Genomic DNA, 9,593 nt, shown 5'->3' on the forward strand with positions numbered 1-9,593 from the left:
TCGGGCCGCAGGCGGCGTGCCTCTTCGGTGAAGCGGATCGCATCGTCGCGCAGGTGGCGGCGCTTCATGCGCTTCAGGATCATGTCGTCGCCATGCTGCAGGCTGAGATGCAGGTGGGGCATCAGGCGCGGTTCCGTCGCGATGGCCTGCATCAGGTTCTCGTCCACCTCGATCGAGTCGATGGAGGAAATGCGCAGCCGCCGAAGGTCGGGCACCAGCCGCAGGATCCGCATGACCAGATCGCCGAGCTTGGGGCTGGCGGGCAGATCGGCCCCCCAGCTTGTGAGGTCCACGCCGGTCAGTACAACTTCGTTGAAGCCTTTCTGAACCAGCCGCTTGATCTGGTCCACCACGACCCCGGCAGGCACGGACCGTGAGTTTCCGCGCCCGAAAGGAATGATGCAGAAGGTGCAACGGTGGTCGCAGCCGTTCTGCACCTGAACGTAGGCGCGGCTGCGGGTACCGAAACCGTCGATCAGATGACCTGCTGTTTCGGTGATGGACATGATGTCATCCACCTGCAGGGCCTCTGTCTCACCGATGAAATCGGCTGCCATGCCCTGCCATGTCTCCGGGGCCATCTTTTCTGTATTGCCGATAACGGCGTCGACCTCCTCCATGGCGGAGAATGTCTCGGGCTCGGTCTGCGCGGCGCAGCCGGTGACGATCAGCCGGGCATCGGGATGTTCCCGGCGCAGGCGGCGGATATCCTGCCGCGCTTTGCGCACGGCTTCCGCCGTGACAGCGCAGGTATTGACCACAACCGCGTTTTCTAACCCCGCCTGCGCGGCGAGGTCCTTCATCGCCTCTGTTTCATAGGCGTTCAACCGGCACCCCATGGTGCGGAAGACAGGCGCGCTCATGCCAGGGACTCCAGAAACGCAGGGCTGAGCGCCCCGCTGAAGACGTGCATCGTTGGTCCGGTCATCCAAACGCCGTCTTCACGCCAGTCAATATCGAGCGTGCCGCCGTCCAGATCGATCTTGACCGACCGTCCGGTAAGCCCCCTGCGCGCCGCCGCCACGGCCACCGCGCAGCTGGAGGAACCGGAGGCCAGTGTAACTCCGACGCCCCGTTCCCAGACCCGCATCCGGATGTGGTCGGTCCCGACGATCTGGGCCAGCTGTACATTGGTGCGCTGGGGGAAGAGGGGGTGATGCTCCATCCGTGCGCCGATATCCTCAAGGTCGGCCGCCTCGGCATCCGCGACGAAAAAGCTGCAATGAGGGTTGCCCATGCCCGTCGCCGTCGGCTCGCCCTCGATCGGCAGAACCAGAGTGTCCATTTCTCGCACGAGCGGGATTTCCTGCCAGTCTAGCTGAGGGTGCAGCATATTGACCGAGGTCAGCCCCCGGCCCGCATCCCGCGCCTCCAGCAGGCCACGTTCAGTCTTCAGCGTGATTGCCGCATCGCCGCTTTCGTCCATCAGGTAGCGGGCAATGCAGCGGGTCGCGTTGCCGCAAGCCGCGGAAAGCGATCCGTCCGCATTGTAAAAGGTGAGCCTGACAGCGCCATCATCGGGCTTTCCGATCACCGCCAGTTGGTCGAAGCCGACGCCGCGATGCCGGTCCGCAATGCCACACGCGAGCGCATCGGTGACAGGGTTTTGACCCTGCCGCGCGTCGACGACGACGAAGTCGTTACCCAGCCCATGCATCTTCATGAAGGGCAGGCCATTTGGGAATCCGGTGCTCATCCGGCGCATATACTCCCGCCTGCTGCATATATCCAGCGGGCCGCGGAATTTCCGACGTTTCGGGCTTGACCCCCCCGGCGCAACTTTCTAGGTACTCCGCCTAGTGGGCCGTTAGCTCAGTTGGTAGAGCAACTGACTTTTAATCAGTGGGTCGCAGGTTCGAATCCTGCACGGCTCACCACTGAAATCTTCCTTCAGGATCAACCCCGCCCGTCGAAGGTGCGCAACGTGATGTCGGCGTCTTGCAGCGCCGCGCGCACGGATTTCGCGATATCGACAGCTTCGGGCGTGTCGCCGTGCAGGCAGATCGTATCGATGGCCGCGGGGATGCGTTTGCCGCTTTCGGTGATGATGGCCCCTTCGGTCACCATTTGCGCCATGCGCTTGCCGGCGGCTTCGGCATCGTGGATCACCGCACCGGGCAGTGATCGGTCCACCAGCGTTGCATCGTCGTTATAGGCGCGGTCGGCAAAAATCTCGCCCGCCCAGCGGCAACCGAGCCCCTCCGCTGCCTTTTGCTGCGCGGTTTCGGACAGGACCATGACGATGAGATCAGGGGCCACCGACAGCGCCGCCTCGAAAAGGTCGCGCGCCAGCGTCTCGTCCTCCGACGCCATATTAGCCACGGCGCCGTGCAATTTGAGGTGCCGGACCTGCGCCCCGAGGCTTCGGGCCATCCCGATGCTTGCGGCAACCTGATACCGGATTTGGTTTTGAAGGGTGGCGCGGGGGACGGACATTCGAAATCGCCCGAAGCCCGAAATATCCATGAAGCCCGGATGGGCACCGATGCCCACACCGTTGCTGGCCGCGAGCGACATCGTGCGCGCCATCACGTCCGGGTCACCGGCATGGCCCCCGCAGGCGATATTCGCCGAGGTGACGATTTCCAGCAGGGCGGGATCGTTGCCCATTTTCCAAGAACCGAAGCTTTCGCCCATGTCGGCGTTGAGATCGACCTGTGTCATTTCCTATCCTCTTCCTCGAATGGATCCGCCGTGGCGGAGACCGCGCCCCCGACCAGTTGGTAGGACAGCAGATCGCGCATTTCATGTGGGTTCCGGGTGAGGGGTGCGATCCGACCTGCGATACCGGCCAGCCAGTCGCGCGCGCGGCGCTCCAGCGTGATGGCCTCCTCCGTCTCGATCAGGCGAAAGCGTATGGGATCGCCGGCACGGGCCTGTGCCACGCGAGGCAGATCGGAGGGAAGCACCGTGCCGATTCTCGGGTAACCGCCTGTCGTCTGGCATTCGCCCATCAACACATAGGGGGCACCGTCGCCCGTGATCTGGATGTCGCCCGGTACAATCACTTCCGAAACGATGCTGAGCTGACCTTCGGCGAAGAAACCTTCGCCATCATGGGTCATGCGAACCCCCACCCGGTTGGCCCGCGTATCGCGCCGAAATTCGGTATCCACGAACCGGTCGAGCGTCTCCGCGGCGAAGTTCGCGGTCTGCATGCTGGCGACGATATGGACGGTGCCGCCCCCGAACCTGTCGCCGCGTTCGAGTATCCGCCCCGTCGGCCCCCCCTTGTCAGGCCCGAGGGGGAGGCTGTCGCCCGCCGCGATTGCCTCGCCCAGACCGGCGGCAAGATGCCCGGCGCGGGCCCCCATGACCGGTTCGGTGGCAATTCCACCACCCACATGGAGATAGCCGTAAGAACCGTCCTTCGCGCCCCCGAGGGTGAGCGTCGTTCCGGCAGGCAGCAAATGACAGGCGTTCCACGCCAGCGGGGCGCCATCTGCGGAGGCGCCCATATCTGCCCCGGTCAGGGCGATGCGCAGATCACTGGTGCAACGAAAGCTTCCCCCCGCGCCTGCCATTTCGATCGCCGCAAGATCGCCCGACTGATCGAGCAGTGCTGCACCTTCGGCCAAGGCCATCCTGTCGGCGGCACCGCCTGCGGTCAGGCCTTGCGCCCGGAAGCCCCGGCGGCCCCGATCCTGCACCGTCATGCCCGGCCCGGCGTGAAGAACGTCGAGTTGCGCGTTCATTCAATCACCTCCTGCGTGGCGCCGCCGTTTCCATCGGCATTTGACGCGAGGATGTCCTCATAGGCATCGCGTTCTATGGCGGGGAACATCATCTCGTCACCCGGAGAGAGGGCAAACGGGGTCTCGGCCTCGGGACGGAATGTGCGGAAAGCCGTCTGCCCGATATGCCGCCACCCGGTAGGCGAGGCATTGGTAAAGAGCACGAGCTGGCGGATCGCCACGATCAGCGCACCGGCGGGGACGGTATCGGTCAGCCCCTGCTGGCGCGGAATGTCCCAGGCCTCTCCCAGTTCGCCGAGATAGGGTTGCCCCGGGGCGAACCCGATCGTCAGAACCCGGACGCGGGCCTGCGACAACTGCTTCACGGCCTCCTCCGCTTCCATTCCGGCTGCCTCGGCTGCTTCGGCGAGTTGGGGGGCAAGGTCGGTGCCGTATACAGTCGGGACGCGCCACAATTTGCGACCGGAGGGCAGGGGGGCCGCGTACCAGTCTTGCGCGCTTAGCAGCTTTTCTAGCTTGCGGGTCAGCTCTTCGGGACCCTTCGCGGCCAGATCGACCCCGATAAAGGTGGAAACGAGCGAGGTGCTGGTTTCGGTGACCCCTTCCCAACCTTCCGCGTCAATCGCCGCACGAAGCGCGAGCGCGGCCCGGTTGGCAGGCTCGCTCATCCTTGCGGCGAAGGTGACAAGAAGACCCGAAAGCCCGACCCTGCGAATGACAGGCCAGTCACTCATGCGGAATGCTCCGCGAAGCGGGGAAGGATCGAGCCGCGTCTGGGCGGAATGACATGGGGTGACTCCTTTGGCCGCATTCAAACACAGTCTGCGGCGGCGTCAACGGCGTGAGACGGGATAAATCTTCGCCCCGCTCCTTCGGCAGAGCGTGGGGTGGTTCCGTTGACCGTTGATCGGGGGCGCGCCCCCGAACCCCGCGAGTATTTGCGAAAGGGTGAAGGGGTCAGGCCCTTGCTGCTGCCCTATCGCGGTCTTTCAGGATCAGGTCACTGGCCTTTTCACCGATCATGATCGTGGGGGCGTTGGTGTTGCCCGACACGATGTCCGGCATGATGGACGCATCCGCCACCCTGAGACCCACTATGCCCCGGACCCGCAATGCATCGTCCACTACGGCATTGGTTCCGCTGCCCATGCGACAGGTCCCCACCGGATGATAGATAGAGGCGGTATTATCCCGCGCCCAGTCAAGGGTTGCTTCGCGGTCTTCCGGGTCGAGATCGGGATGGGGGCGGAATTCTTCCGATATCCTGTTGGCCAGGGGGGCGTGTCGCGCAATGCGGCGTGCGATGTTGATCCCTTCGACGAGCGTGTGACGGTCGTTCGGTGTCGACAGGTAGTTCGCGACGATTTTGGGGTGGGCGCGCGGGTCCGGACTGCGAAGGCTTATCCGGCCCCGGCTTTCGGGACGCAACTGGCAGACGGAGGTCGTGAAGGCCGAAAAGTGATCCGCGCCCATGCCGGGGTTTTCTGCGGAAAGCGGTTGAACGTGCAGCTGGATATCTGGCGTTTCAAGCTCTGGCCTCGTTCTGAGGAAGCCGGTGGCGAGGCTCGCTGCCATCGCCATTGGCCCGCGCCGGTTGAAAGCATAATGCGCGGCGATTTTCAGCCGCCCGAGAAGCGTCGACACTTCGTCGTTCAGCGTAGCCTCGTGACATTTGTAGACCAGCCGCGCCTGAAGGTGATCCTGCAGGTTTTGCCCCACTGCGGGTAGGTGTTGCCGTACGGTGATACCGTGTTCTCCAAGTTCCTCCGCATCGCCGATGCCGGACAGCATGAGCAACTGGGGCGAGTTGATTGTGCCGCCCGAGAGGATGACCTCCCCCCCGGCATGCAGGTGTTGCTCCTTACCGCTCCGGTCAAGGTAGGCCACCCCCGTGGCGCGCTGCCCGTCAAAAAGGACATGGCTGGCGTGGGCATGCGTGATGATCCGAAGGTTGCCCCTGGAGCGGATGGGATCGAGGTAGGCGGTGGCGGCGCTGCACCTGAGGCCTCCTTTGGCGGTCAGTTGGAAGTATCCGACGCCTTCCTGTGAAGCGCCGTTGTAGTCCGGGTTGAAGCGGTGGCCTGCAGCTTGGGCGGCTGCGACCCAGGCATTGGTAATCGGTCTTTCGAGACGCATGTCACTGACTGTCAGCGGCCCCTCAGCGCCGTGATAGGCGTCTGCCCCCCGTTCGTTTCCCTCAGCTCGCTTGAACAGGGGCAGGACATCGTCCCACCCCCAGCCTTGGTTGCCCATCTGCCTCCAGCGATCGTAGTCCTGCGGCTGGCCCCGCACATAAAGGAGGCCGTTGAGAGAAGATGACCCGCCCAGCACCTTGCCCCGGGGCCAGCGGATGGATCGCCCGTTGAGCCCTGGCTCCGGCTCGGTTCTGTAGCACCAGTCCAACTTGGGGTTGTGAATGGTCTTGAAGTATCCGACAGGGATATGGATCCAGGGGCTCCAGTCGCGACCACCGGCTTCCAGCAGGATGACCCGATTGCGGGGATCGGCACTCAAACGGTTTGCAAGCACGCAGCCTGCGGAGCCGGCGCCGACGATGATATAGTCCGCGTCTGTACTCGTCATCATACCAATCAATCATCTATTGAAATTACGGGTCTCAATAACAGACATTATAGACGGGGCTGGGGAATGCAAGCTGACTTAAATGCGGTCGCGTATCGTTTTGTAGCGGCCTGCAGTTGCGTTTAGCGCCGCGCTTACCCGTGGCGCTGGATTGCCCGCAAAACGTGCATCAATTTTGCCACGCTGGCGCTCAGGAAGAAGTGTTAACATTCCCTTAACGGCGAATGCTATTCCCACGATGCACTTTTTAAAATATATAGTCCCATAATCTGCGGCATTCACCCGTGCCCGGAACCGTGGCCCGCCGGGTTCCGACACCGTTTGAACTGGCCGCGCCACAAGAAACGGACCGGCCCATGCCTGATGCGAGCAATAGCGATAAGACAATCCCGACCAACCTTCGGTTGTTGTTGCTACTGGAAGAGATCGCGCAGATCGGCGAACCCATGACACCTACGGCCGCCAACGAAGTACTCGGCCTGCCGAAGCCGACGATCCACCGGCTTTTCCATCGGCTGGAAGAAGAAGGCTTCCTGCAGCGCGACATTGACGGGCGGTCCTATCACCCCGGTCAGCGGTTGCGGAAAATGGCCGTCAACGTGCTGTCATCCGCAAGGGTGCGCAGCATGCGGTTGTCGGTCCTTAACGCCGTCGCCCGGGACGTGGGCGAAACCTGTAACGTTGCCACGCCCGACCGGGACGGGATGATGTATCTCGACCGGGTGGAAACGAAATGGCCGCTGCGCATCCAGATGCAGATTGGTTCGATCGTGCCGTTCCACTGTACTGCGAGCGGCAAGATGTACCTTTCCACGCTTGCCCCGCGCATGGTGCAGAAATTCGCCGAATCCGCAAAGCTCGAACGTCATACGCCCAAGACGCTGACCGATCCCGCCGCCTTGCTGGAAGAGATAAAGGCCATTCGGGAACAGGGATATTCGATCGACGACGAAGAGTTCATGGAAGGTATGGTAGCGATCGCCGTTCCCGTGCTGGATGATATCGGGCGGTTGATGTCGACCTTGTCGATCCATGCGCCGATTCAGCGCGGCGACAAGGAAGCCCTGAAGGAACATCTCGGTCGGTTGCAGGCAGCGTCAAAGGACCTGTCAGAACTGGTGCTGCGCTGATCCACGGCGCCAGCCGGCGGCAAAGGTGACGCGGCTCACCCCGGCGAGGGCCGTCAGCCGCTGTAATTCGGCCTCCAACTGGCGCTGCCGCCCGCTGCCCCAGATGACCCCTTGTTCGGTCCAGAGCGCCGAGACACAAAGCTCATCGGTATCCCGTAGCGCCTTCATGTCGATCCTGCCCACAAGTCGCTCACCCTGAAGGATCGGGAACACGTAGTATCCATACGCCCTTTTCGCGGCGGGAACGAAAACCTCGATCCGGTAGTCGAAACCAAAGAGTCTGAGCGCGCGACGCCGGTCCCGCAGGGCGGGGTCGAAGGGGCTGAGGATGCGAAGACGCCCGGGGGCGGAGGGCAGGGCCAGGGCGGCCTCTACCTCTTCGGGAAAGGCATAGGCGCGGCGCGGCAGGCCGCCGGCGTCCTCCACCTCGATCTGAGTTATGCGGCCTGCGGCATGGGCAGCACTGCACCAGTCGCGCGCTTCCGCCGGGGTGACATGTGCCCAGAAGGCCGCGATTTCGCCATGGGTTGCGAATCCGAGGCGTTGTAGGGCACCCGCGCAGCACCAATCGATGATTTCGCTGTCGTTCGGCGGGTTCTCAGGTGCACGGACATCTTCGGGAATGACCCTTTCGGTCAGGTCGTAGACCTTGCGGAAGCCATCGCGCCCCACAACGCTCAACGCGCCGCAGCGCCAGAGGTATTCGAGCGCCGTCTTGGAGGGGTGCCAGTCCCACCAGCCGCCGGAGCCGCGTTTTTCGCCCCGTCCAACATCGGAGGATGAAACAGGGCCTTCCGCGCGGATCTGGTCGAGCACGGGTTGAAACCGCGCCTCGAACCCGTCGCGCCGCCAGTCACGCCAGTTTCGTCGAAGCCGCGCGGCATCCCGTTCGCGCCGCAGGCGCCAATAGGGATAATAGGCTATCGGTATGACGGCGGCGTCATGGGTCCAATGTTCGAAAAGCGCGCGGTCCTTTTCATAAAGTCGCTTGAGCGCGGCGGGGCGGTAGCGTGGACGCCGGGAAAACAGGATCAGGTCATGGGCACGGGCCACGGTATTGATACTGTCGAGTTGCACGAAGCCGAGCGTGTCGATCAGCGCCAGCAACTCGGCGCTGGATGCGGGACCCTGCGGGCGTTCGAGTAGCCGATGCTTGTCAAGGAAAAGCCGCCGCGCGGTGCTATTGTCCAGCCGCGGCAGGCTCATCCGCGGCGACGGCGCAGCGTATCTCCGAAGGACAGGGTGGGGGTCAGCGTTACTTGCGTCGCGATGTCGGGATCGGGCGTGTCGCTGGTGCTGTTGAGCACGATGCGGGCGGCCGCCTGCCCGATCTCGTTCCGGCAGGCATCCATCGTGGCAAGCTGGCGCGGCAGACCTTGCAGCAGCTCGACCCCATTGAACCCGGCGAGGCCGATCTGGCCCGGAATGTCGATGCCCTGATCGAGCAGGTAAAGCAGCCCCCCCGCTCCGATCATGTCATTGGAGTAATAGAGAAAATCCAGATCGGGGGAGCGTTCCAGCATCTCTTGCGTCATCTCGCGCCCCTTGGCGAGCGCGGAGCCGCCGGAGTAGAAGGCGCGGTCCTCTATCTCGATCCCCGCCTTCGCCAGCCCTTCGGTGAAGCCTTCGAACCGTTTTCGGGCGCGGTGGTCCAGCGGCATCTTGGTGCCCATGAAGCCGATCCGCTCGTATCCTTCCTTGAGGATCGCTTTCGCCATTTCCCGGCCCGCGCGGCGATGCGAAATGCCGACCACGGCATCGACCGGTCTGCCATCCACATCCATGATCTCCACCACCGGTATGCCGGCATTGCCCAGCATGGCACGGGTCGCATCGGTATGTTCGAGCCCGGCGATGATCACGCCCGAGGGGCGCCAAGAAAGCATTTCGTAAAGAACGCGCTCCTCCTTTTCGGGAAGGTAGTCGCTGACCCCCACGACCGGCTGCAGGGGTGTCTCCTCAAGCACCTGATTGATGCCGTTCAGCACCTCGGGGAAGACCATGTTCGACAGCGACGGGATGATCACCGCCACGAGGTTCACCCGCTGGGACGCCAGCGAGCCCGCGATCTGGTTCGGAACGTAGCCGAGCGCCTTTGCCGCGGCGAGCACCCGGCTGCGGGTTGCTTCGGACACATCGCCCTGCTTGCGCAGGACGCGGCTGACCGTCATTTCCGACACGCCGC

Annotated in this window: 9 protein-coding genes and 1 tRNA gene; 2 read left to right on the plus strand and 8 right to left on the minus strand. The window is 63.4% G+C overall.

Annotation, left to right across the window (positions count from 1 at the left end):
• The coding region (locus A3764_RS00100; protein WP_067950995.1) for a radical SAM protein at positions 1-863 on the minus strand (863 nt) is incomplete at its 3' end.
• On the minus strand, positions 860-1,705 hold the full coding sequence (gene dapF / locus A3764_RS00105; protein ID WP_067921279.1) for a diaminopimelate epimerase: 846 nt from the start codon (positions 1,703-1,705) through the stop codon (positions 860-862). The genes dapF and A3764_RS00100, both read right to left, overlap by 4 nt.
• Before the next feature lie 96 nt (positions 1,706-1,801).
• Here dapF and A3764_RS00110 point away from each other — a divergent pair.
• Positions 1,802-1,877, plus strand: a tRNA-Lys gene (locus tag A3764_RS00110).
• A 19-nt stretch (positions 1,878-1,896) separates the two neighbouring features.
• On the opposite strand, the gene A3764_RS00115 is transcribed toward A3764_RS00110, so the two are convergent.
• From A3764_RS00115 to A3764_RS00130, 4 genes are all read right to left on the minus strand, one after another.
• Positions 1,897-2,664 (minus strand): LamB/YcsF family protein, encoded by a 768-nt coding sequence (locus tag A3764_RS00115; RefSeq protein ID WP_067921277.1) that lies wholly within the window; start codon positions 2,662-2,664, stop codon positions 1,897-1,899.
• Positions 2,661-3,695, minus strand: coding sequence for a biotin-dependent carboxyltransferase family protein (locus tag A3764_RS00120; protein WP_067921275.1), 1,035 nt, complete (start codon positions 3,693-3,695; stop codon positions 2,661-2,663). The genes A3764_RS00115 and A3764_RS00120 overlap by 4 nt, the downstream gene beginning before the upstream one ends.
• Complete coding sequence (locus tag A3764_RS00125; protein ID WP_067921273.1) at positions 3,692-4,429, minus strand: 5-oxoprolinase subunit B family protein; 738 nt, start codon at positions 4,427-4,429, stop codon at positions 3,692-3,694. Before A3764_RS00125 ends, A3764_RS00120 begins: the two co-directional genes overlap by 4 nt.
• A 223-nt stretch (positions 4,430-4,652) precedes the next feature.
• Positions 4,653-6,278: a GMC family oxidoreductase gene (locus A3764_RS00130; protein ID WP_067921378.1), complete on the minus strand. Its 1,626-nt coding sequence runs from the start codon at positions 6,276-6,278 to the stop codon at positions 4,653-4,655.
• Between the two features lie 356 nt (positions 6,279-6,634).
• Between A3764_RS00130 and A3764_RS00135 the strand changes: the two genes are divergently transcribed.
• A complete protein-coding gene (locus A3764_RS00135) occupies positions 6,635-7,408 on the plus strand; it encodes an IclR family transcriptional regulator (RefSeq protein ID WP_067921271.1) in 774 nt (257 codons plus the stop codon).
• Here A3764_RS00135 and A3764_RS00140 read toward each other — a convergent pair.
• The gene (locus A3764_RS00140; protein WP_067921269.1) at positions 7,388-8,614 is read right to left on the minus strand and encodes a winged helix-turn-helix domain-containing protein; all 1,227 of its coding nucleotides are present in this window, start codon (positions 8,612-8,614) and stop codon (positions 7,388-7,390) included. The two genes, A3764_RS00135 and A3764_RS00140, sit on opposite strands and share 21 nt — an antisense overlap.
• Positions 8,611-9,593 (minus strand): LacI family DNA-binding transcriptional regulator (locus tag A3764_RS00145; protein ID WP_236627965.1); only part of this gene is annotated, 983 nt, incomplete at its 5' end. The genes A3764_RS00140 and A3764_RS00145, both read right to left, overlap by 4 nt.

Source organism: Sulfitobacter sp. HI0129, assembly GCF_001635395.1.
Taxonomy (GTDB): domain Bacteria; phylum Pseudomonadota; class Alphaproteobacteria; order Rhodobacterales; family Rhodobacteraceae; genus Sulfitobacter.

Excerpts from the sequence above, each read along its gene's own strand:
- dapF (WP_067921279.1), bottom strand. The coding sequence starts at position 1,705 with ATGCGCCGGATGAGCACCGGATTCCCAAATGGCCTGCCCTTCATGAAG.
- A3764_RS00115 (WP_067921277.1), bottom strand. The coding sequence starts at position 2,664 with ATGACACAGGTCGATCTCAACGCCGACATGGGCGAAAGCTTCGGTTCT.
- A3764_RS00120 (WP_067921275.1), bottom strand. The coding sequence starts at position 3,695 with ATGAACGCGCAACTCGACGTTCTTCACGCCGGGCCGGGCATGACGGTG.
- A3764_RS00125 (WP_067921273.1), bottom strand. The coding sequence starts at position 4,429 with ATGAGTGACTGGCCTGTCATTCGCAGGGTCGGGCTTTCGGGTCTTCTT.
- A3764_RS00130 (WP_067921378.1), bottom strand. The coding sequence starts at position 6,278 with ATGACGAGTACAGACGCGGACTATATCATCGTCGGCGCCGGCTCCGCA.
- A3764_RS00135 (WP_067921271.1), top strand. The coding sequence starts at position 6,635 with ATGCCTGATGCGAGCAATAGCGATAAGACAATCCCGACCAACCTTCGG.
- A3764_RS00140 (WP_067921269.1), bottom strand. The coding sequence starts at position 8,614 with ATGAGCCTGCCGCGGCTGGACAATAGCACCGCGCGGCGGCTTTTCCTT.